This is a genomic window from Pradoshia sp. Z4_20 (assembly GCF_058216035.1).
Genome location: NZ_JBZAJD010000001.1, coordinates 1,207,130 through 1,229,387 on the forward strand (window position 1 = coordinate 1,207,130; position 22,258 = coordinate 1,229,387).

Here is a 22,258-nt window from a genome sequence, read left to right on the forward strand (position 1 = left end):
TGGTGGAAGGGAATTGAAGATAAATCGCTAGGCCACTTTCATATCACATGAATTTACCAGTAAAAACGTATCAAATTGATACGTTTTTTTATTGCATCTTCTATTTGAGTATTCTTTATTTTATCCAATGAATCTATATTTTCCCCAATAGGAAGGGGCATTTATTATTGCTAAAATTATGAAAATGATTACATATTTATACCAGTACATCCTATTTAGAAAGATGAAGATTAAGATAATTGTTTGAATAAATGTCCATGAACTCTCATAGCCTGATTCATCGACAGGATAAATCTGGATACACGGTAAGGAGAATTTATTTAGAAGAGTTTCTGATAAAAGATAAAGCACTAGGTTTTTTAGAATGCCTGATTTTTGTAATTTGAGTTGTTGGTGCCTGATGGGAAAGTATGATACTGACCTATCATCTGCCATACAATTTGTCTATTAATTTGTTCAATAGGTACCTGGAGGGATATGTAATGGAAAGAATAGAACGATTCATTCGTTATCTAGCAGATCACCAACTTCTAGAAGCTATACCCATTTCCGATTGGCGTACGAAACGTGCGATATATGAGGAACCTATTAAGTATGTATTAGAATCTGAAAGTTCTCCTTTAGTTAATAATGGTGATTGGTTAATCAATTCAGGTACAACTATGTTTCTTGAAAAAGATGTATACATACCAGAAAAATGGAGAAAGCAACAATTTGGATTAAATTTTCTAGTTGGGGCAAAGGGACGACCAACTCATCATGAGGGTTTGGTTTCGATCGATGGCTTGCCCTATCAAGGGATTGATCGAAACAGAAATTATGTGCCATTTAATGATAAAGCAAGGGGAAAAGAAAAAATTAATATCAAAATAGAATTATTTAATCCTGTTCCTCAGGCAGTAGATGAATTAAATCATCAAAATGAACCTGCGGAATATGACCCGCCTTCTCTTTATCTGATAAATGGGTGCTTGGAATTGCCGAATCCAGCAATAAAAAGTCTTTTAACAACTGTTACATGTTACTTTGAGACTGCAAAATTGCTCCCTGAAGATGATTTAATAAGAGGAAAAATCTTCGAAGCTCTAAATGAAGTTCAGTATCAAGTTCTTTTTGAAAAACCTGAATCTTTACGTGAAAGTTTACGGATAAAAGAAATAGAAGAAAAGCTAATTAAACATCTGGCACATTTACCTGGTAGCATACCGGGACAGATGTTAATGGTCGGTCAATCCCATATTGATTTAGCTTGGTTATGGCCGATGAAGGAGGCTGTCCGAAAGTGCAGTCGTACTTTTTCGACGATGAGTACTTTACTAGATGAGAATCCGAACTTTACCTATGCTCAAAGTCAACCTCAAGCATACGCATTTGTAAAAGAATATTATCCTGACATCTATCAGAGGGTTAAAAAGCATATCTCCGATGGCCGCTGGGAAATTGTCGGTGGTATGTGGGTAGAGCCTGATTTAAATATACCTTCTGGCGAATCATTAGTGCGTCAACTCTTATATGGAATGAAGTTCTATAAAGATGAATTCGGTCAACAGCCAAGAATTGAGTGGCTTCCAGATACATTTGGATATTGCGCCTCTCTACCTCAATTGTTAAAGAAAGCAGGATTAGAGTACTTTATGACAACCAAAATGAACTGGAATGATACTAATCCATTCCCATATGATTTATTTCATTGGGAGGGAATTGATGGAACAAGAATTCTTTCCTATTTAAATCATGGTTTGAATGAATATACCCATCCAAAAGAAATTGATAATCACTGGAGGAGCTATAAACAAAAGCAACTATATCCAAAACAAATGCTTCTCTATGGTCACGGGGATGGAGGTGGAGGTGTTACACAAGAAATGATTGATTATATAAACCGCTCTACCTCCCTTCCCGGACTTCCAGCAGTGGTGAATAGTACAGCACACGAATTCTTTGATGGTATTCAACAAGAAGATCCCAATTTGCCGACATGGGTTGGAGATATGTATTTAGAGCTTCACCGAGGGACATACACAACACATGCCCGGAATAAGAAATGGAATCGTAAGGCTGAGGTTCTTTTTCGAGAAGCAGAATTTTGGAGTACTATGGCAGCTTACTTTGCAAACGTTGGTACTGCTCCGTCATTGGAAAAAGGGTGGAAATCACTTCTTCTTAACCAATTTCACGATATTATTCCGGGTTCATCAATTCCTGAGGTGTATGAAAAGTCAGAAGCTGATTACAAGGAAATTTTTACTGCCGGTGAGCATGTTAAAAATAATGCTCTTGTAGTATTAGAAAAGCAAATAAATACGCTGGGTGAAGGAACCCCATTCCTTCTATTTAACAGTTTGTCATGGGCGAGGTCAGAAACGGTAAGAATTATCGGGGGATTTGAATTGGCAGGTAAGAAAGCGCTTAATAAGGATGGTGACTTTTTGCCGTCAGACATCCGCCAGCTGAAAAATGGCCAACTGGAATTATCTATTTATGTATCTGACATTCCTCAACTTGGCTACAAGACTATCTGGTTAAAGGATTATGATAATCCAAGTATAAAAGTGAATGAGGAAGTAGGTAGCCGATGGGAAACTGAATATTATTTAGTGGAATGGAATGAAAAAGGGGAAATGCTCCGCTTGTATGACAAAAAGGCACAACGTGAGGTTTTAGCACCTGATGCACTAGCCAACCAATTTCAGTTGTTTCATGACCGACCAATCGTGTGGGATGCCTGGGATATTGATCCAAAATTTAATGACCAGCCTGCTGATTCAATAGTTTTGCTAGGTAAAGATATTCAAAAAGGCGAGACACAGGATTCCATTCGTTTTAAATGGCAGTTGTCAAATTCCATTATTGAACAAGAAATGATTCTTTACCATCATAGTAGTCGAATTGATTTTCATACAAAAGTGAACTGGCAGGAGCAACACAAATTATTAAAAGTAGCCTTTCCTGTTGATATCCTTTGTCAAAAAGCCACATATGAAATTCCATTTGGATCAGTGGAGAGAGCAAATCACACGAATACAAGTTGGGAGAGAGCACAGTTTGAAGTGTGCGGTCATCGTTTTGCGGATCTTTCTGAAGCGGGGTATGGTGTCAGCCTGCTCAATGACTGCAAGTATGGATATGACGTAAAACATAATACCCTTCGTCTATCTTTACTTCGAGCTTCTAAATGGCCAGATCCAACAGCTGACTTAGGTAATCACGAATTTACCTACTCGCTGCTTCCACATGAAGGGGATTGGAGAGAAGCGGAAGTAGTTAAGAGAGGTTATGAATTGAATCACCCTATCGTTTGTGTAAACGCCTCCTCTCATAGTGGGAATCTTCCAAACTCACATTCTTTTATCGATTTGAAGAGCAAACACGCTATTCTAGATACATTGAAACCCTCTGAAGATGGTAAGGGGATCATTTTAAGAATGTACGAATCAAGCGGCGGCAGGGAAGAAGTACAAGTAACATTTGTAAAGTCGGTTTTTTCTGCTGATGAAACGAACTTATTGGAGGAAAAACAAGACGCTGTTCCGGTTCAAAAAAATAAATTATCCTCCTATCTTAAGCCGTTTGAAGTAAAAACGATTTTAGTCACATTCTAATCACTTAGATTTTCATCTTGTATCGCCTGCAAAATATCTTAAGCAGTATAGCATATATAAATCCAAGCCATGAGGGTAGAGGAGGTGGTGAAAGATGGATAATGCGATGGATTCAGTAAACGAAACAGAAATGATATCAATATGGGTAGAATCATTACTTTCAAAAATGACACTAAAGGAAAAGGTAGGTCAGGTAAACCAAAAGATGTATGGTTGGGAAGCCTACCGAAAAACAGAATCAGGGTACGAATTAACAGAAAAGTTTATAAACCACGTGCGATTTGGGGATGGAATCGGAGTTATTTACGGTTTGTTTCGATCCGATCCATGGTCAGGCATTCATTATGAAAATGGAATTCCCAAAAGTGAAAGTGCTGAAGTTGCGAATATGATACAGCAATATATTAAAGAAAACACACGGCTAGGTATTCCAGTTCTGCTATCAGAGGAGTGCTCACATGGTCATCAAGGGCTCGACAGTATGATTACTCCTGTTAATTTAGGTGTAGGAGCGACATGGAATCCGGATCTACACGAAGATTTGATGGCGGCTGTAGCAGAGGAAGTTCGGGCAAAAGGGGCTCATATGGCGCTTGTATCAACACTCGATATTTTGCGGGATCCCAGATGGGGACGTTCAGAAGAATGCTTCAGTGAAGATCCGTACTTAGCTTCAAGGTTAACAGAAGCAGTGGTAAAAGGAATGCAGGGAGATAATGGTGAAACTATTCAAGCTGGAAAACTTGTGGCGGTATTAAAACACTTTGCAGCTCAGGGCAATGGAACAGGTGGCCATAATGCTGCACCTGCATCTATAGGTGAACGAGAATTAAGGGAGATCCATCTGCCTCCAATGATTGCGGCTATACACTCCGGGGCACTTGCTTGTATGGCCGCATATAATGAAATCGATGGGATTCCATGCCATGCAAATGGCTATCTACTCAATGAAATCTTACGAGAGGAATTTGGCTTTAACGGTGCTGTTATGGCAGATGGCTGCGCTCTAGACAATTTGGTCAACTTGACCCAAAGCAGAGAAAAGGCGGCTGCGCTGGCTCTTGAAAGCGGAATAGATATAAGCCTTTGGGATAATGTATATACCACCTTAGAAAAGGTTATTGAAGATGGTCTTGTTAGTGAAGAACAACTTAATAAAGCCGTTAGAAGAGTTCTTACATTGAAATTTAAAATGGGATTATTCGAAAATCCTTATGTTGTAACCAAGTGGGCTGGAATTACTGCACAAAAAGAGGAAATTAATTTAGAATCAGCAAGGCAGTCGATTGTTTTATTAAAAAATGAGGGAATTCTCCCGCTAAAGAATAACTTAAAAAAAATAGCGGTAATTGGGCCCAATGCCAATTCAATCTACAATCAATTGGGTGATTACACGCCGTTCCAAGAAGAAGATCATGTTATTACGGTTCTTAAGGGAATCGAAAAGCTTGCAGGGGAGACAGAAGTTGTATATGAAAAAGGATGTGGCATTCGTTCACGGTCTGCGGAAGGAATCGAGAAAGCCGTCAGTCTTGCTGAAAGCTCGGATGTAGCTATTGTGGTACTAGGTGGGTCGAGCGCAAGAGACTTTAAGGCACAGTTCGATTTAAATGGAGCAGTCGTTAATATAACAGGAGAAGAGGAAATGGATTGCGGCGAAAATGTAGACTTAGCTAGTTTAGAGTTAGGCGGTCATCAATTGCAATTGTTGCAGCGAATCATGAAGACAGGTACGCCAACCATTACGATTTTGATACAGGGCCGCCCACATGCGATCCCTTGGATTGCTGGAAACGCCCCAGCGATTTTAAGCGCATGGTACCCAGGGCAAATGGGTGGACAGGCAATTGCAGAAATATTGTTTGGACACGTCAATCCAAGCGGTAGATTGCCTGTTTCCATCCCGAGGTCTTCTATGCAGATTCCTGTATTTTATAATCACAAGGATGGGAATTACAAAAAAGATTATTTTGATATGATAGGCAGCAGTCTCTTCCCATTTGGATTTGGGCTATCTTATACGACCTTTACTTATGAAAATCTACAATGCTCGGAACAGGCTATTTCAGTAGATAAACTTTCAGCTGGACAAATATTTAATCTTTCAGTAGATGTTACCAATAGTGGTGGCAGTGATGGATATGATGTTATTCAGTTATATTTAAAGGGAAAAGAATCCAGCATTACAAGAAGAGTACGGGAATTAAAAGGATTTAAAAAGGTTTGGATAAAAGCTGGGGAAACAAAAGAAGTAAATTTTGATATTGGAAAAGAAGAATTGCAAATTTACGGAAATCAAAGGCAGTATACCATAGAGCCGGGAAATTTTGATTTAGAAGTTGGCAATCCTGTTGAATCCCTAAAAGTATCACTTAAAATCGGCTGATGATTTTTAAATTTTTGGGGCAGTTTATTTAGAGATTAAGAGGAAGCCTTTTCTATTAAAACGATTTTAAAGAGGTTAGCACCTATTTTGGTAATGTGTTTATTAGTTCTTCTTTTTGAATAAAAAAATACCTATTTTTATTACAAGTAGATAGAAATGATCGTAAACAAAGAGGCTGGGACATAAGTATTTCAGTCAATGATAAATCCGAACTATTAGGTGATATTTTAATAGATATTTCGCCTAATAGTTTGGATTTTTATTTTTTTCAATAGATTGGTTACTTCTGTATATCATTATTAAACTTAGTGGAATGGAGCGGAAGCCACCGACTCCTGCGGGAAGTAGAGGAAAGGCTGAGACCCCGCAGGCTCAGCTTCCTCCCCGCGGAAAGCGAGTGGAGTAAGCGCGCAATGGAACGAATTTTTCTTCCAACTTAACTCTTTAATAAGTAACAAAGTCGATAAATTAGATTTCGTTCGTCTTTTCAGGATCGTTTATAAGTTATGTCTCATCCTCTTTGTTTTTTGAAATGTAACAGCAATGACTAAAAATACTTTATTACTATCATGTTAGCCATCTTTTTTCCTATTTATAAGCCGAAAAGCAGAAAATCTTGTGTATAATAATACGTATCGACAAAATTCTCCAAGAGAAAATAGGTTATTTTTTGATATAATCCTATAAGTAAGTTGAAGCAAGAAGAAGGTGGCAGTTATTAATAAGGTTGAAGTTAGAGTTAGACAATTTATAGAGGATATACAGCATCCTCAGCAAAAGAAAAAATTAAATGTAAATGTCTTGGAAAGCCAATTAAGAATACATATAGAAGACTATTTTGATATGGATGGGTATACATTGTTTCACGATGTTATCGAAAGACTCGTTGAAGAAAATATTCTTATACCGATACTAAATAAACAAACAAATGGCCGGCATCCAGCCTTGCCATTATTTTATTGGGTTAATATCAAAAAAGAAATCACTAAATGGAATCGTCTTGAGATGCTTAAGCTGAATGATCGATTTGATTTTTCTTATTATGAAAACCATCCGGAATGGCAAACGGAAGATGAATGGTTCAGGGTGAAAAATCTTTATTCGTTTCTAAAATCAAGTCAGGATAGACAAATTGTTTCGCTGGAAGAGCGGAGCCTTGAGCTTTTCGGGCATGAAAAATTTCTGACTGACTCTGATCTATTCCCTGAGGGAAAGGGATTTCTACAAAGAATTGGCGTTTCGATGGAAGAATTAAAAAGTATGAAGTTTGGAGAACCGTTTGTATTTTGGTTAAAGCCGGGTGTTCAGATAGCGGATATTAAACGAGTATTAATAGTAGAAAATCTATCATTCTTCCATACTTGCGTTCAATTGCTGGAAGAAGAAATATTAGATTACGAACCGGAACTGATTATTTATGGTGAAGGTAAAAAGATAGAAAGGAGCTTCTCCTTCTTCTTTAAACTTTTCCCGAAGGATTCCTCCTATTTATTTTATTATGTAGGTGACTTAGATGCAGAGGGCTACAGCATTTGTATGAGATTGATAGATAAATATCAAGAATGCACCATTCAGCCTGCTTTAAAAATCTACCGCAAAATGCTTGACTGCATGGATCAGGCAAATTCGGAGACAGGACAGGTACGTAATGAAATACACAGGGAACGATTCTTTTCCTGGTTCACGGAAGAGGAGCAAAACAGCTTAAATGAATTATGGGCTGCCAAAAACCGAATTCCGCAAGAGGTTTTAACGATTGAAACGTGGAGGAGATGGATGTGAACGAATCGTGGGAAGGCTTTTCTCAAAGGATGAAACGATTGAATCCTTTGTTCGAATTGGGAAAAGGAATGGAAATCGGTGAACTCAAGCCCTATATACAGACTATATTAATGCAAGTTCTACTGACCATGTTCTATCGTGAATTAAATGATGATGATGGCCGTAGAAAAACCGACATTTTACATATGGTTGAGGACAGCATTAAACAAATGAAGCTGACGGCTGATGAAAAGCAAATAGAAAGAATTACGAATGGTCTCTTATTTCAGGGGAAGGAAGAATACAGCAAGCCATTTGAATCCTTATATTTTGATGAAACGAGACAGGTATGGGATACTCAAACCTTTCGTTATGTGATGATGGATGAACTGTATACAAACCTGGAGATGGGTGGATCCATCGTTTATAAATTAACTGATGTTGCACAAGAAATGATTTTTATGAGTCGGGAAATGGCGGAAGAGTTCTCCATTACGATTGAACAGCTATACAGTATGCAGCTGATTAAAAATGGTAACTTCAAAAAAGCGACACGGAATTTAGATCACCTCATTTCGAGAGTGAATCGTTTAATGACAAAGGAATATTCCTTTCAGAAAGAGATGATGAACAACCCGAAAATTCTTCTCCTGGAGCAAGAACACCAGAGAGAGGAAAACAGGTGGGAGATTGAAGAACAATTTGAGGAGGAGAAAAATCATTTCCGTACCATCTCGTCTATGATTGAAAAAGCGAAACGTACGGAAGAAAATGGATTGGTTCAAAAAGAATTAATTCTTCTCCATGAAAAAATTGAACATACCAGACAGCTTCATGACCGGTTTGCAAAGCTGGTTATTCAAAATATTTCATATGAGATGAAATTAAAAGCAGAAAATCCTTCTCTATTTTGGGAAAACAGCCTTGTTTCATTCCGGGAGCATATTTATGAAAACTGGTTAATGAAAGAGGGAATTAAGGATTTCGATTTGATTGATCAAATTATTGGACCGTTGTTTTCACCCAAAAATGAATTTATTCTCCCATTGGACTGGATTTGGATGGAACAGGAATCGGCGCATACTCTCCAAATAGAAGATACGAATCAAGATGAGGATGAAGAAGAAGAATTAATCAAGCGAGTAACAGATTGGTCCTCTGTTATTAAAGCATGGAAATATGTATTTGAGTATTTACAGCAATATGGAGAATTTTCATTAGCGGATTTAGCAGATATGCCTATGGAAGTACAGGATCAATGGTTTGAAGAAAGTGAAACGATTGATTTATGGATGTTGTTTGATAAAAAACCTCTCCAAATCATGTCTCCGACAAGGAAATTGGAAACATTGACGGATGAACGTGAAATCCTCCTTCATCGATTAATGAATGAATATCCACAATTTTTATCATTGGAAGGCCGTCATATTTATACGGAGTTTGATCATCGATCAGATCCAATCTATTGGTATGGGACCAAAATGACACCATTTAAAATTTGTGTCCGGGAGGAACTAAGAATAAATGAATAATGAGATTATAAAAAAAGCTTCGCATGTGTACTTTACTTTATTAAAAGAAAAAGTAATTGATGAAACGAGCGAGCATTTTCAAACCTACTATGAGCCGGAAGTCAGACAAACTGTCCTATTACTAGCAGATGAATCCGGAACCTATATTATAGAATCGCCTAAACGTATCCATTTAGTTGTACAGCCGGCAGGGTCAGTCTTTGCGACTAATTTTACCCATATGAAGGATAAGCATAAACAAATAGAAAATAAGAAGTATTTTAATTTAATGAGTGTCATCCTAATGGCTTTTTTGGCTATGGTGGATAAGAATCAGGCAGCCAGAATTCGGACAAAGCGTGAAGGGATAACCTATTATGCATTGGAACGCCAGGTTAATGAACTGATTACAAACTGGAATCGAATGTTAAAGGAGGACCCATCCTTTGGCGAGGAACAAGCCATTGATATGCCGGATATCGTGACTACATGGGTCCATATGGTCATAGAAACGGATGATTTCGGTACAAAGAAAGGGAACAGGCGCACGCGTATCGGACTGATTACGAGCGCTATGAGACTGCTCGAAACTGAAGGGCTGATTGTGATTTTGGACAAAGATGATATACCAAAAGCTGTTCCTAAATTGGAGTTATTTGAACGGATTGAATTCCTTTACCATGATTATGACCGTTATGAACAAATGAAGGAACTTATGAGAACGGAGGAACAGGAGCATGCCGAAAATCCATCGCATTAGAATCGTCGGACTGAAATATGACGGGATGCAAAAGCAATATAAGGACACAACCTTTGATTTTCACAATGAACAAACATCAACAAACGGATTAATCGCGATGATGAATGGTGGTGGAAAAGGGGTTTTCCTGCAATCCATCTTTCAGGTACTCAAACCGGGTACAGCATGGGGCAAACAAAATAATCGTTTTTACCAACAATTTTTCTTTAATAAAAAGGAACAATTTGCACCGTATACTTTCCACATATTAATCGAATGGGAACTGGATGGTTCTGACGGGCGCCATTTAGTGACTGGTGGTATGTTCTCTGCTGAGCAAAAGAAACTGCTGGATGAGGATCTCAATGAGGAAACGGGTTCAGATGAGCGAGAAGCCAAGATTGTTCCTAATATCACTTTTTATGCCAGAGAATTTGATCGTAAAGAGGATGTAGCATTAGAGCATATTCCTCTATACGAGAATGGGCAAGTTGCTGATCCGGAAGAACTGAAGGATTATTTTAAATGGAATGGATTCGATGTTTATCGAGACACAAAAAAACATTACCGCATTCTTGATACATATGGCATTAATCGAAAAGATTGGGACATTATGAAAGAGATTAATAGGGATGAAGGCGGAGTTGGTAAATATTTCGAAGGGGCGGAGGATGATCATTCCCTTTTTCAAAAGAGAATTATCCCGACGGTCAGCCAGGTATTAAATAAAGCTGAAGCTCAAAAGAATGACCTAATCGAAATCTTTAAAAGCCAGGCCAGTATCGCAAAGGATTTGCCGGTTTTACTTAAAAGAGAACAAGCCCACAAGGAATTTTTAGAGGATATAGTTCCTTTTGAAGATCATGTCAGAATTGGTGTAGAGCATGAAGAAATTGTACAAGCAAGTACGAAGGAAGGCCAGCAGCTCCTCGGTGCTTTGGAGCATGTCATTAAACAAGAAAAAGAAGAATTGATCTCACTAGAAACAGAGATTGAACAATTAACAAAGCAACTGTCTGTCCTACGCTTTGAAAAAGATAATTTGGAGTATGCCAAGGCCCATCAGGATGTACGTAAATGGGAAGAGCAGCTTCAGAAAAACAAAGAGAAACACGAACAGTTGAAGGAAGTTGTCGCTGAAAAACAAGCAATAAGGGACGAATTCACTTTCTCCTTGTTATTAAAGGAATGGAGTGAATTTGAAAATACGATTCTTAATCTGACTGACCAAATGAGTAAACTTGAACAAAACAGTGGATTAGAACAAGTGAATCAACGAATGGAAGAAATTAAAGCCGAGGTTACAGCGGAATGGGAAAAGGCCAATCTAGATATTGCCCAATCCAATAACCAGTACCATGCTTATAAAAAGTATCTGACTAAACGGATTAAAGAATCAAGTAGTCATGATAAACAAAAGACGATTGAAATTGCTAAATTAAGTGCGGAAATTCTTTCCATTCAGGATGAGCTACAATCTTTTGAAGTGAAATCAAAGGATATGTCCACCCAATTTGGTGACCGCATCACATATGATTTATCTGGATTAATCAGTCATTTTAAACAAAATCTAATTCAGCTTCAGGAAGAGTTAAAACAACTGCAGGATAAGGATCAACAAACACAGGAGTTTCAAAATGAACTGTCTGGTTCCTTAGGAACATTACGTGAGTCACTGAAACATCTGAACTCCAAACGAGATAATTGGAAAGAGGCATACCAAAAGCAGGATTTAAAAGAATCCTCTATTTTAGAACGGATGAAATTAGTTTTGGATGATGTCTCACCATCCTTGACCCATGCTCTATTATCCAAATACGCTGCCGGAATTGAAGGTCAATTAACACAGAATCAGGAAGAGAGTGAACAGGTTAAAAAAGAACTGTGGGAGAGTCAGCTAGACCATTATTTAAACGATGAGAATTTTTGGATTGCTAATCAGGATCTAAAAGAGTTTAAAGAGTGGATTGATGAAAAAACAGGAATAGATGTATTCTATGGGACACAGTACCTGCAATCATTGGATGAAGATGAACGTCTTCATCATCTGGAGTCCTATCCTCTTTTACCGTTTGGGTTAGTCGTAAGCCGGAATCAATGGGAAAAGATCAATCATCATCTTTTACAGGGAAGGCTATTTAAAAGCCCGGTACCTGTATATTTGAGAGAAGAGATGAATGGTACTCCGGTATCTTCTTTTGTTGTTTTGCACGGTGAGGAACATGAACTAATCACAAACCGTAATGAATTTATGAAATGGAAGGTAGCAATTTCCAAGAAAATCGAAGAGAAAAAAGATGTTTTAGACGAGCTTGGAAAATCAGAGCGATCTCTTCGCCGTTTATATAACGAATTAAACAGAATGACGGATACAGATCTATGTGTAGATATTGCCAAATTCATTGAACAGGAAGAAAAGGAAATATCCAAGGCTGATACGGAATTAAAACGAACTGTTCAAATCCTCGATAAAGAAAAAGAATTACATGCTCAATTACGTGAACAACTCAATCAAAAGGTAGTGAGAATCGAGGAATGTGGAAAACATGTAGATGCATTGGAAGCATTTATTCTGGAAAAAGAAAAATATGACGAACATAAACAATTACTTGAAGCTAAAGAAGTGCATAAAGCTACTCTTATTGCACAACAGGCTGAGATTGCCAAGGATTTAGATGAGCTGAACGATAGAAGTGCTCAATGGAATCAAACCTATTTGGAATGGAAATTGGCAATCGACCAGAGTATTAAGGAAATCGTGCAATTTGTTCATTCCGCTTCATTTCCACCAGCGGAAAAAATGGAGGGTAACGATGAAGTACCAAGCTTATCCCTGCATATATTAGATAAGATCATGGGGCAATTGAATGAATTAAAACTCTTGCAGCGCTCCAAGGAAGAACAGGCACAGGAATTACTTACATTAAAAGCTCAGAAAGAAGCCGAAATGTCTCAGAAGTCTAAATTGGAGAAGAAGCTAGCAAAGCAACATGAAGATTGGAGAGAAAGACCTGTACCTGATGAACCTATCAGTATATTAGAGGGTTTGCAGCAAACTGCTCAAAAAGAAGCGAAAGAAGCAGATAAAGAGGAGCGTAAGCAGGATAAGGAAGTAACCGTTGCGGAAACCTCTCTTAATCTGGCAAATGAACAAGCGAAAAAAGCACAGAAAAAGCTAAGCAAGCATGGACAAGAGCCGGAAAAATGGGAAGATCAGGATCTGGATGTTAAAGAGGTAGAAATTAAAGACCGAACTAAATTAACCAAAAAACAATTGGATCAGACTGAGAAGAAGTTGAAAGAGACAAACGAACGTATTAATGGATATGAGGGAGACCAATTAACATTATCCGTAATCCTCAAGGAAAATCCAGTACCTTATACAGATGAGGTCGTGGAGAGAATCAAAAATCAAGGAAAATCGTGTATATTAGCCTGGTGTGAAGCTCACCAAAACTTCCTTGAAGAAAAACAGGTTAAACATGCCAAGCTTGAACAATCGCTTCGTAAGCTAAAGCTGACGATTGAGGATAAAGATTGGGAGATTCGTTTTAAAAATGAAGTTTTGACCTCATTTGATCACATGGATACGCGCCATTACGCTCATATTGAAACCATTATTTCGAATATGAAACGATTTTCAAGAAGCGGTTTGGAGCAATTGGACCGTGATAAAGAACGAGCTGAAAAGGCGCAGGATTTCTGGGCAAGTCGTGCGAGTATGAAGGTTATGAGTATGTCCGATGCTATACGTTCCATGATTGCGAAAATGAAAATCAAAAATGAGCGTGGGACATTCCCGCTGGTCCAATTGAAGGAAGATCTATTGCCTAAAAATGCGGAAGAGGTGGAGCCACTTTTAAAGCAGCATTTCGTTATGGCAATTGATAAAATCACGAAGCAATTCGAGACAATTGATGACCATAATAAAGCGCTAGAGGTTGAAATCAAACAATTAATCAGTGATGAACAAATACTATTTGTTTCTCTTCGCAATCGTTTCCCTGAGTTGCTTGTTTATAATATGCGTACAGATAACGCGTTCATGTATGGACGACCTCAGAAGGAACATTACTCAACCTGGAAAACCATTAACCAAGGTTCTAAGACGAAGTCAGACGGAAGCGGCGGCCAAAAATTATCTGCGCGGATGGTCATGATGATGATGCTCCTATCGGTTAAGAGTGAAGCAGATAACAGCTGGGTATCATTAGTATGTGATAATCCATTTGGTCAGGCGGCATCAGCGCACGTCCTTGATCCAATTTTTGCGGTGGCAGAAAAACTGAAATTCCAATTAATCGTTGTTACACCGCCTGAATTGGTGAAAACAGAGATCAGCCAGCGCTTTGACTCTTATTATAAACTTGATTTTGTCCGTGAAAATGGTAAAGAGATTGTGACAGATACAGTGGTACCTGCCTATCGAATTTATCAGGAAGAGGAAGTTTTAGAAAGTTAAATAGAAGACAAGGAGACTGCTGAAATTCTAAGCAGTCTCCTTTTTTACCATAACGGCTCTTCTTTATCAGTCAATTGTAAAAAAAGAGGCATTGATAATAAAACAACAAGCATCAACACTAATTCGATGATTATGACAAAAGTTAAAGATAAATTAAACAGTACCGTAATAGGAATTGTTATCAGCGGAAATAATACTACAATAGATGTGATTTTTCTTGAATACATGCTTTGGTATTGATTAGCTCCACAATCATTACATTTCATATTTTTGCGGAATGATGCTAATTTTTTAAATGAATCATTCCATGACCATTTGCTGCCGCAGTTTTGACAAGTTGGCACTGTAATTCCTCCTTTAATGAATATCCTTAAATCTCTAATAAAAAAATGGAGTGGGGTATGGAAATAAAGATGGAACTACATCCACCAAGCATCCTATTTGTAAATTCATATCTTTCATATAAATACAGAACCTGTATCTTTTTTGTCGAACACTTGTACAAATATATTATAGTATTTAATTCCATTTTATATAAAATCATTTGTAAGGTATAATTTAAGTATTCAGAAATATAAAGGAGGATACATAGATGGGAATTTTGGATGGGTTAATGGGTAATTCTTCAACAGTAAGTAAGGATGAAGTATCCAAATCTTTAAAAGAAGTATTGTTTCCAGGTGAAGAAGTTCAACAAGCTTACAAGTTAATCAGGGATATGATTGTTTTTACGGGCAACAGACTTATTCTTGTAGACATACAAGGAATGACGGGGAAAAAAATCGAGTATCATTCCATTCCTTACAAAAGTATCACTCATTTCAGTACAGAAACAGCGGGAACATTTGATTTGGATGCTGAGCTTAAAATTTGGTTATCTGGAGCAGACATGCCGATAACTAAGACATTCAAAAAAGGCAATAGCATTGAAGATGTTCAAAAATTGCTTGCGTATTATGTTTGTGGATAAATAAAAAAATAATCAATTAATAATGGGAGGGCGTTTTAAAACGCTCTCCCTTTTTTTATTGTTCCTCTTACCTAATCCCATCATAACAAATACAATCCGTAGTCTTTTTGCTTCATATAATCATAAAAAACCATACTAATAAATAATCTTTTTTTGTATAAATTGTAAATAATGAAGGACATTATAAATTTGTGACGAATATTATAATATGTGTCTAAATTGTGAACGATATGAATACGTTTTACCAAACTGAACTAAATATTTTTGCCTAATTCTAATTATTAAAGCGCTTTCATTATTATGAAAGGGAGGAATTATAATGAATGATCAACAAATTGTAAAATGCGGAAAATGCCAAGGAAATCAAGTGAAAAAACTAATTACAGTCTCAGATATGATGTTTTTGGCTATTTTAATTGCGTGCTGCATTCCAATGCCGGGTTGGTATTTAATCCCGATATTTATGTTCATAGGCTTTTTGGATGTTAAAAAAGGCGGTTTCCGTTATAGCTGTACTGGATGCAAATCTAAGTTCAGAGTAACGAAGGAAATCAATGCTGCATTTACTGAGTTTTTTAGGGCTCAGAAGACACTAATTAAATAAGAAACAAATGAACGGGGACCAGTTAAATAGAAACTGGTCTCTTCTATTTATCTAACAAATACAGGAGTACTTGCGACTTAAGTTGTAGATCATATCATCCTTTGTCAGGACGTAAAAATTCTTGGTAATTAATATACTTAACACATAAACAACTGAACCAATTTAAAGGGATGGTGATATAAAAATGAGTACACTTTACATTTGTACAACTTGCGGGACACAAACGGACTGCTTAAATGACCCACCGGTGAAATGTTTAATTTGCAGTGAGGAAAGACAGTATATTAATCGTAATGGGCAGCAGTGGACAACAATGGAAGAGATGGTATCTTCAAAACAATTTAAAAATGAAATAAAGTATGAAGAAAAAGATTTGTACAGTATGAAAACAGAACCAGATGTAGGTATCGGTCAGACAGCATACATCGTTCAAAGCGATAATTTTACATTGTTATGGGACTGTATTACTTATATTGACCAATTAACCGTCGATAAAATTAAAAAAAAGGGTGGCTTACATGCAATTGCATTGTCACATCCTCATTACTATTCCAGTCAGATAGAATGGGCTGAAGCCTTTGATATCCCAATCTATATACACGAAGACGACCAGGAGTGGGTATTAAGAAAAAGTGAAAAAATTGTATTTTGGTCAGGAGAATCTTTAAAGTTGTCTGAAGGATTAATCCTTCACAGATTAGGTGGCCATTTTAAAGGTGGCGCTGTCCTTGAATGGAATAAAGGAAATCATCATAAAGGAATTTTGTTGACAGGAGATATTATTCAGGTGGTGGCTGATCGTAAATGGGTTAGTTTTATGTATAGTTATCCCAATCTGATTCCCTTGCCTGCTAAAAAAGTAATGGACATAGCCGATAAAGTAGCCAAAATGAACTTTGACCGGATTTACAACGCTTTTCATCGTATCATTCAGAAGGATGCCAAACAAGCCGTTCAAAAATCTGCTGAGCGATATATACAAGCGTTAAATGGGACTTTATTTGAAACTTAAGTAGGACACGAAGAGAAATTTTTTTTTAGGAAAACTGTTATTAAATAAAACAACGCCTTTTAGTTATAGAACCCAAAAGGCTAGTAACAAACGTATGGCCACCCTTATTTAAGAACTGATACACGTCTTGTTCCCTATATTCATTTTAGTCGAGATAATTACAAGTAATTTCAATTGGCGAACCTGGCTTTAAGTTTAGTACTTAGCACTAAGATGTAATCATCTTGACTTATCTTGGAACTTTTGGCATCTGCTCCTATTTGTAAATTATCAATTAAGGTTACCGAATTATAATGAAATAAATACGTTAATTGAAGGATTTTTCATCAATTCGGTACTGATGACGTTGACTTTTCATTTTAGCATTGTGCTTCAGATAGTATTCAAATACTTCTCTTGTTGTATAAGTTGGAGTATATCCAAAAATGTTTTTCACTTTAGTGTTATCAAGAACAGGTCGATAGCGAAGGAAGTTAACCTGTTCCTCTCCATATTGAGTTAGGGATAATCGTTTTAAGATATAAAGAGCCCATTTTACGACTAATGCAGGGATCCGTATGACTGGCTTGTATAATATATAGGCAAGTTCATCGATTGTTAGCTTACCATCACCAGCAATATTAAAGATTCCTGTCACATCACCTGTAACGGCCCGTTCGAGACAGCAAGCGACATCATGATCCCAAATAAAGACGAATGGGCTATCAGATCGAGAGATGCCGATTAATGCTTTCTTTTCGAAGAGTGCGGTGATTTGGTTGTTCACTGTCTCGCCAAGGATGGTACCTATTCGGAAAATGACCTGTTCCAGCTCTGGGTGAGTTTGACGATATTGAGCTAATAACTGTTCAACCAACCTTTTGTGATAGGAATATGCAAACTCCTTGTTGCCCCGAATCGGCACATCTTCTGTAATCCAATCAGGATTGTCTGGATGATAGCCATATGCAGCACCGCTTGAGGAGACGATAAGACGTTTCACGCCATTGCTGACGCAAGCCTTTAGAATATTTTCTGTACCGAGAACATCAACGGAATATTCCAGTTCACGGTTGCTCTTTTTTCCTGGTGTAACGATAGAAGCCAGGTGGACGACCGTATCGATACGATATGTGGCCATAACCTTATGTACATCCTCTGAGCGGATATCGAGCTGTACATATTCTATGGTAGTGTCGGAATAAAATATAGGCTTTTCTTGAATATCAGTAGCGATAATGTGAATAGGTTTCCCGTTTTTTTCTGCCACAGATAGTCGTTGGACAAGAAGGCTTCCTAAATAACCTGCCGCGCCTGTTATGAGTACATTCATGTTTTCACACTCCTGGCTGATTCTTGGACGGTTTCTTTATGAGGTGGCCGCTTTGACCAATAAGTAGCAATGGTAAGCCCAGATATAATATGCCAGATTGCCCACCAGGCAGCTACTATGGCCATACCACCTAGTCCGTCAAAGAAATTAAAGATCAAAACAAGTCCTAGTCCTGAGTTTTGGATCCCGACCTCAATCGAGATGGCCCGACGATCAGCAATCGGAAGCCTTAACAGCGAGGAAGTGGTGTAACCAATGACTATGGCAAGTAAATTATGAATAAATACAATGATCGCAACCATCCCAATGAACTCAATAAAATATTTAAAATTTGCTGCCAGTGAAACGATGACAAAGCCTAGGAAGAAAACAATAGAAGCTTTTTTCGCCCATTTGTTGATTTGCTGGGCTTTTTCCGGATATTTATGATTGATATACATCCCGATAGCAAGCGGTAACCCGAGCATTAGAAAGATTGTCACTAGCAAGTCTTGCGGACTGATAGTAAAGGATTTGAGCAAACTATCTGTTGGTCCATAAAGAGAACCCCAAAGCAAGGTGTTAAAGGGAGTCATAAAAATAGCCAGTACGGTTGAAATAGCCGACATGCTGATGGATAATGGGGTATTACCTTTAGCTAAGTAGGTCAAGAAGTTAGATAAATTGCCGCCCGGACAAGCAGCTACCAAAAATAATCCTAGAGCGATACTTGGTCTTGGCTGTATGATAAGAACGAGTAGATACGTAAATGCCGGAAGCAAGACGAATTGACAACACAGCCCGATTATAGCCGGTTTTGGGTTTTTAACACTTTGCTTAAAATCTGCCAATTTTAAGTCCAAAGCGACCCCAAACATGATAAACCCGATTAAGATATTCATAATTGTCAGTGAAGTTGCGTTGAAATTTAATTGGATATCATCGATATTCATGCTATTTACCCCTTGGTTCAGCATGCATTTCTTTAAAATATTTTAAGCCTGGTGCCCACATATGCTTGACTGGATCTACATCAGCATGAATAACCGAACAAATCCCGCTTCGGATTGAACGCTCAAGGGCCTCGCGGAATTCAGTTGGATTATTGGCATATTCCCCATGTGCACCCATGCTTTCAGCTAACTGTTGAAAATTGATATTGCCCAGGTCTGTATTAATGCTTTCTTCAGGGCTGAGGGTTTTCTTGATTAAGGTCTTAATTGGCTTCATGGCTATATGCTGATTAATTTTTACCATTCCCCATTGACGGTCGCAAAGAACGATATAGATAATATGCAAGCCATTCCGCACCGCTGTTTCAATCTCTTGTGGATGAAAGCCCATTGCTCCATCTCCAATGATGCAGCAGACAGGTACATCTGGCTTAGCAGCAGCTGCGCCGAGCGCCTGACCGACACCTGCCCCGAGCATCCCGAATTTAAATGTCGAAATGACTGTTCCCGGTTCTCTAACCTTATAATAGAAATTTGTCCAGATGGCTGTATTTCCGCCATCAATAACAAGTGGTGATTCTTTTGGAAATACCTCACTGCATATAGCAGGAATATGAGCTGAGTTCATCGGAGTGGCATGATCATTTAGATGTTCGTTAAGCTTATCCCTGTGCTTTTGCTTATCTTCAAGGTATTTGGATAGCAATGCTTCGCGCTGAAGGTAGTTCAATTGATCCTTGAAGGGAAGAAGTCGTTGATATAATTTTTCTAAAAAGATTTTTACATCTGAGAGTATGCTGACCTCAGTTGGCTTATTTGCACCGAGAATAGAAGGATCTAAATCGACTTGAATTACCTTTTGGTTATTGTTCCAGTAAGGTGCTTTTCCCCACCAATCTGTTTCTCCTATCCTTGAGCCTAGCACTAAAAGCACATCTGCTTCATTGCGAACCTTGTTATTAGCTTCAATATGAACCATTGGTAGCATAAGGCGGTTATTCTCTGAAATAGCGCCGCGTCCTGCCCAACTTGTTGTAATCATCGATTGTAATAATTCCGCAACCTTCTCAAGCTCATTGAAGGCGCGTGCATGAATGACTCCACTGCCAGCATGAATAACAGGAAATTTAGCTGATATAAGCAGTTCAACCGTTTCATCTAATTGTTGTTTATTTGGTTCAGGTGGCTGGGTTACACGATATTGGCTAGCCCTCCAAAATGAAAGGTCACATTTCACTTTCGTATTGAGAATATTTTCCGGTATATCAAGATGAACGACTCCTGGGCGTCCTTCGAAACATTTTCTTAAGGCGGTGCGGAGCATTTCTGGAATCCTATCGAATGAAGGAACTGCTTCGCTCCATTTCGCAATCTGGCCAATCACGGCTGTCTGATCAAAGCATTGATAGGTACCTCCACGGTCTGGGTACATGATGCCGGTCCGCCTGGCACTGGTAATCACAAGCACCCGGTTACCTTCTGCCTGCTCGACAACTAGTCCAGGAAGGATATTGGCTACTCCCGGCCCATTGCTGGCCATGCAAACTCCAAGCTTACCAGTTAATCTGGCATAGGCTCCAGCCATGTGGGCTGCGCTAGTCTCATGACGTGGAGAAATCAATTCAATACCATGGTTCTGTAAGTTTGAATAAAATCCAAAATAAGTTCCATCAATGATGCCAAATAATTTTTCAACATTCTCAAGGCTTAACATTTTTGCAATGACTTCGCCGCCACTCATTTCAGCCATAATATTCCTCCTTAATCATTACGATTATATTGATGAATCAAATCAGGGTTTAATACTTGAAATAATTGATGGAAAATCTTTTCAATATCCTCTTGGGTTGGAATCCTGCGGTTTGTGTCAATACCATTGCCGCAAAGAGTGAGCGCCGTTAATTCCTTTATCTGTGAGGAACACATTTGTTCCGTTGGGATGTATGGTCTGCCTGTCTCCCAAATGTTAAACTGCTCATTATATTGATAGATCAGTTTAAGTATTTTTCTTGCCAGGGCGGATTTGCTTTCATTGGGATTGTATCCAATAGCAACGGCCAGTTCTGCATAACGGTCTTCTGCATCTTCAATTCCGAAGTCAATTACAAATGGATGTAGGAGTGCAACACTTAAACCATGGGGGATTTTATATTTTGTCCCTAAGGCTCTGCCTGTGGCGTGTGCTAAATTAGTTGATGAATTAGAGAATGCTATTCCAGCATAAAAACTGCCGATAAGTATATCATCATAGGCTTGTTGGTTATTTGTTTTTATGTAAACGTTTGGAAGGGCGTTGGTGATTTTCTTGAAGGCTTGAAGAGCATAGTAGTCTGTTAATTCGGTTGCTTTTGTTGAAACATAAGCTTCCATTGCATGTGTAAGTGCGTCTAATCCTGTATATGCGGAGATGGCCGGAGGTAATTTCTTGGTCCAATAGGAATCTAATATGGCCGCATCCGGTACAAAACTTGGATGAGAGGGATTGCGTTTAATGCCAGTTTCATCGTCAGTAATGACCATAACTTTTGTTGCTTCTGATCCTGAACCAGCTGTGGTTGGTATGACAATCAAGGGAAGACGTTCAATTATGGATTCTTGCTGGATGGTAAGTAAAGTATGCTCTGAATTAATGGCAAAGACTGAAACAGCCTTAGCGAGATCAATCACACTGCCACCACCGATTGCCACGACACCATCACAGCTTTCTGAGAGAGCTGTATGGGTGATTTTTCTCACCTGACTGAAGGTTGGTTCTCCTTTGTCGCAAATATAGAGCTGAAATGATATCCCTTCTTTTTCAAGTCTTGAGAAGAGATGCGTTTTCGCATCTTTGTAAAGCTTTACTGAAATCATGATAAAAGCTTTCTTGATTTGCAGCTTTCGAATTGTCTCCATAAGCTGTATTCCACTAAACCCGCCTGTCAAGATTATGGCAGGTTTTAAAATAGATTCGATAAAGATCACTCC

The 22,258-nt window shown here is 38.2% G+C and carries 14 protein-coding genes; 9 read left to right on the forward strand and 5 right to left on the reverse strand.

Features of this window, described 5'->3' with window-relative positions; translation table 11 throughout:
- Positions 1-482 precede the first annotated feature (482 nt).
- From AC4BHP_RS05725 to AC4BHP_RS05750, 6 genes are all read left to right on the forward strand, one after another.
- Positions 483-3,602 carry an alpha-mannosidase gene (locus AC4BHP_RS05725; RefSeq protein ID WP_490551579.1) on the forward strand — a complete coding sequence of 1,040 codons (3,120 nt, stop codon included), beginning with the start codon at positions 483-485 and terminating at the stop codon, positions 3,600-3,602.
- A gap of 94 nt (positions 3,603-3,696) precedes the next feature.
- Positions 3,697-5,988 carry a glycoside hydrolase family 3 N-terminal domain-containing protein gene (locus AC4BHP_RS05730; RefSeq protein ID WP_490551580.1) on the forward strand — a complete coding sequence of 764 codons (2,292 nt, stop codon included), beginning with the start codon at positions 3,697-3,699 and terminating at the stop codon, positions 5,986-5,988.
- A gap of 708 nt (positions 5,989-6,696) precedes the next feature.
- Positions 6,697-7,770, forward strand: coding sequence for a Wadjet anti-phage system protein JetD domain-containing protein (locus AC4BHP_RS05735; protein ID WP_490551581.1), 1,074 nt, complete (start codon positions 6,697-6,699; stop codon positions 7,768-7,770).
- Positions 7,761-9,281 (forward strand): hypothetical protein, encoded by a 1,521-nt coding sequence (locus AC4BHP_RS05740; protein WP_262365964.1) that lies wholly within the window; start codon positions 7,761-7,763, stop codon positions 9,279-9,281. Before AC4BHP_RS05735 ends, AC4BHP_RS05740 begins: the two co-directional genes overlap by 10 nt.
- On the forward strand, positions 9,274-10,020 hold the full coding sequence (locus AC4BHP_RS05745) for a DUF6063 family protein (protein WP_490551582.1): 747 nt from the start codon (positions 9,274-9,276) through the stop codon (positions 10,018-10,020). The genes AC4BHP_RS05740 and AC4BHP_RS05745 overlap by 8 nt, the downstream gene beginning before the upstream one ends.
- On the forward strand, positions 9,998-14,461 hold the full coding sequence (locus AC4BHP_RS05750) for a coiled-coil domain-containing protein (RefSeq protein ID WP_490551583.1): 4,464 nt from the start codon (positions 9,998-10,000) through the stop codon (positions 14,459-14,461). The genes AC4BHP_RS05745 and AC4BHP_RS05750 overlap by 23 nt, the downstream gene beginning before the upstream one ends.
- 44 nt (positions 14,462-14,505) lie before the next feature.
- Here the strand turns inward: AC4BHP_RS05750 and AC4BHP_RS05755 are convergent, their stop codons facing one another.
- On the reverse strand, positions 14,506-14,805 hold the full coding sequence (locus AC4BHP_RS05755) for a TIGR04104 family putative zinc finger protein (protein ID WP_139891912.1): 300 nt from the start codon (positions 14,803-14,805) through the stop codon (positions 14,506-14,508).
- A 248-nt stretch (positions 14,806-15,053) separates the two neighbouring features.
- Here AC4BHP_RS05755 and AC4BHP_RS05760 point away from each other — a divergent pair, with 248 nt between their 5' ends.
- The 3 genes from AC4BHP_RS05760 to AC4BHP_RS05770 all read left to right on the forward strand — a co-directional run bounded on the left by AC4BHP_RS05760 (position 15,054) and on the right by AC4BHP_RS05770 (position 17,047).
- On the forward strand, positions 15,054-15,431 hold the full coding sequence (locus AC4BHP_RS05760; RefSeq protein WP_139891913.1) for a PH domain-containing protein: 378 nt from the start codon (positions 15,054-15,056) through the stop codon (positions 15,429-15,431).
- A 319-nt stretch (positions 15,432-15,750) separates the two neighbouring features.
- Positions 15,751-16,035 carry a hypothetical protein gene (locus AC4BHP_RS05765; RefSeq protein WP_139891914.1) on the forward strand — a complete coding sequence of 95 codons (285 nt, stop codon included), beginning with the start codon at positions 15,751-15,753 and terminating at the stop codon, positions 16,033-16,035.
- Positions 16,036-16,219: 184 nt separating this feature from the next.
- Positions 16,220-17,047, forward strand: coding sequence for a hypothetical protein (locus tag AC4BHP_RS05770; protein WP_140461478.1), 828 nt, complete (start codon positions 16,220-16,222; stop codon positions 17,045-17,047).
- A 307-nt stretch (positions 17,048-17,354) separates the two neighbouring features.
- Here AC4BHP_RS05770 and AC4BHP_RS05775 read toward each other — a convergent pair whose 3' ends face one another.
- Genes AC4BHP_RS05775 through AC4BHP_RS05790 form a run of 4 tightly spaced genes read right to left on the reverse strand, consistent with a single transcriptional unit; the run spans position 17,355 to position 22,255 of the window.
- The gene (locus AC4BHP_RS05775; protein ID WP_140461477.1) at positions 17,355-18,359 is read right to left on the reverse strand and encodes an SDR family oxidoreductase; all 1,005 of its coding nucleotides are present in this window, start codon (positions 18,357-18,359) and stop codon (positions 17,355-17,357) included.
- Entirely contained in the window at positions 18,356-19,291 is a 936-nt protein-coding gene (locus AC4BHP_RS05780; RefSeq protein WP_140461476.1) for a bile acid:sodium symporter family protein, read from the reverse strand. Before AC4BHP_RS05780 ends, AC4BHP_RS05775 begins: the two co-directional genes overlap by 4 nt.
- 1 nt (position 19,292) lies before the next feature.
- Positions 19,293-21,041, reverse strand: coding sequence for a thiamine pyrophosphate-binding protein (locus AC4BHP_RS05785; protein WP_066103749.1), 1,749 nt, complete (start codon positions 21,039-21,041; stop codon positions 19,293-19,295).
- Between the two features lie 11 nt (positions 21,042-21,052).
- Positions 21,053-22,255, reverse strand: coding sequence for an iron-containing alcohol dehydrogenase (locus tag AC4BHP_RS05790; protein WP_490551584.1), 1,203 nt, complete (start codon positions 22,253-22,255; stop codon positions 21,053-21,055).
- Positions 22,256-22,258 lie beyond the last annotated feature (3 nt).

What these genes read in the sequence shown, in the direction of transcription:
- AC4BHP_RS05725 (WP_490551579.1), top strand. Translation starts at nt 483, where the DNA reads ATGGAAAGAATAGAACGATTCATTCGTTATCTAGCAGATCACCAACTT.
- AC4BHP_RS05730 (WP_490551580.1), top strand. Translation starts at nt 3,697, where the DNA reads ATGGATAATGCGATGGATTCAGTAAACGAAACAGAAATGATATCAATA.
- AC4BHP_RS05740 (WP_262365964.1), top strand. Translation starts at nt 7,761, where the DNA reads ATGGATGTGAACGAATCGTGGGAAGGCTTTTCTCAAAGGATGAAACGA.
- AC4BHP_RS05745 (WP_490551582.1), top strand. Translation starts at nt 9,274, where the DNA reads ATGAATAATGAGATTATAAAAAAAGCTTCGCATGTGTACTTTACTTTA.
- AC4BHP_RS05750 (WP_490551583.1), top strand. Translation starts at nt 9,998, where the DNA reads ATGCCGAAAATCCATCGCATTAGAATCGTCGGACTGAAATATGACGGG.
- AC4BHP_RS05760 (WP_139891913.1), top strand. Translation starts at nt 15,054, where the DNA reads ATGGGAATTTTGGATGGGTTAATGGGTAATTCTTCAACAGTAAGTAAG.
- AC4BHP_RS05765 (WP_139891914.1), top strand. Translation starts at nt 15,751, where the DNA reads ATGAATGATCAACAAATTGTAAAATGCGGAAAATGCCAAGGAAATCAA.
- AC4BHP_RS05770 (WP_140461478.1), top strand. Translation starts at nt 16,220, where the DNA reads ATGAGTACACTTTACATTTGTACAACTTGCGGGACACAAACGGACTGC.
- AC4BHP_RS05775 (WP_140461477.1), bottom strand. Translation starts at nt 18,359, where the DNA reads ATGAATGTACTCATAACAGGCGCGGCAGGTTATTTAGGAAGCCTTCTT.
- AC4BHP_RS05780 (WP_140461476.1), bottom strand. Translation starts at nt 19,291, where the DNA reads ATGAATATCGATGATATCCAATTAAATTTCAACGCAACTTCACTGACA.
- AC4BHP_RS05785 (WP_066103749.1), bottom strand. Translation starts at nt 21,041, where the DNA reads ATGGCTGAAATGAGTGGCGGCGAAGTCATTGCAAAAATGTTAAGCCTT.